This window comes from Xanthomonas melonis, assembly GCF_020783655.1.
GTDB classification, from domain to species: Bacteria; Pseudomonadota; Gammaproteobacteria; order Xanthomonadales; family Xanthomonadaceae; genus Xanthomonas; species Xanthomonas melonis.
Genome location: NZ_JAJGQH010000035.1, coordinates 1 through 1029, shown reverse-complemented (window position 1 = coordinate 1029; position 1029 = coordinate 1). Strand labels below are relative to the sequence as shown.

The window sequence follows — 1029 nt, the reverse complement described above, 5'->3', positions numbered from 1 at the left end:
TGTGATCTCTCAGTAGGTTGTTCATCCGGGGCTGATCTGGAAGATGGGGGTTACCAAGCCAACCCAGCCCCCAGGAGCCCCGGATGAACATTCATAAACATGCCCGTTTGACGCCGCGAGGTCGAGCCTTGCTCGTTCAGCGCATCGTGGAGCATGGCTTGCGCGTGGAAGAGGCCGCGCACGCCAGCGGCGTCAGCGTACGCACCGCTTACAAGTGGCTGGCGCGCTACCGTTTGCTGGGAGTCGATGGCTTGCAGGACCGCTCCTCGCGCCCACAGCGCTGTCCGCATGCCACCCCACCGGAACTTGTCGAACAGATCCTGCAGCAGCGCCGACAACGCTCCACCTATTGGCAGATTGCCACTCACCTGAAGGTGGGACACAGCACCATCGCGCGCATCGTGCGCCGCGCCGGCCTGCATCGCCTTGCCGAACTTGAGCCCAGACCTCCTGTCGTGCGCTACCAATATCCCCAGCCCGGCGGCATGTTGCATCTGGACATCAAAAAGCTCGGGCGCTTTCGGCAAGCCGGTCATCGCGTCACCGGGGACCGTACCCAAGCCAGCCGAGGAGCCGGATGGGAGTATGTCCATGTCGCCATCGACGATCATTCCCGCGTTGCGTTCAGCACCCTGCACCCGGACGAAGGCGGCTTCAGCGCCTGCCGGGCGCTGATCGCCGCCTTGCGCTACTACCGCAGCCTGGGCGTCAGCTTCCAGCGCGTATTGACCGACAACGGCACCTGCTACCGCTCCAAGGCGTTTGCCCGCACTCTCCGGCGCCTGAAACTCAGACACTACCGAACCCGCCCCTACACCCCACGCACCAACGGCAAGGCAGAACGCTTCATCCAGACCGCATTGCGTGAATGGGCCTATGCACACCGCTACGACAGCTCAGAGCAACGTGCCCAGCACCTGTTGCCATGGCTCCATCACTACAACTGGCATCGGCCCCATGCCAGCCTCGGACACCAACCTCCCATCTCCAGGATCCACATCACACTGAACAACGTGGTGGGTTTACACA

Annotated in this window: 1 protein-coding gene; it reads left to right on the top strand. The window is 62.8% G+C overall.

The annotated features are described in order from the left end of the window. Window positions 1-83 precede the first annotated feature (83 nt). Window positions 84-1029, top strand: a 946-nt coding sequence (locus LL964_RS20040) for an IS481 family transposase (protein WP_104588975.1), incomplete at its 3' end; no start/stop codon positions are given.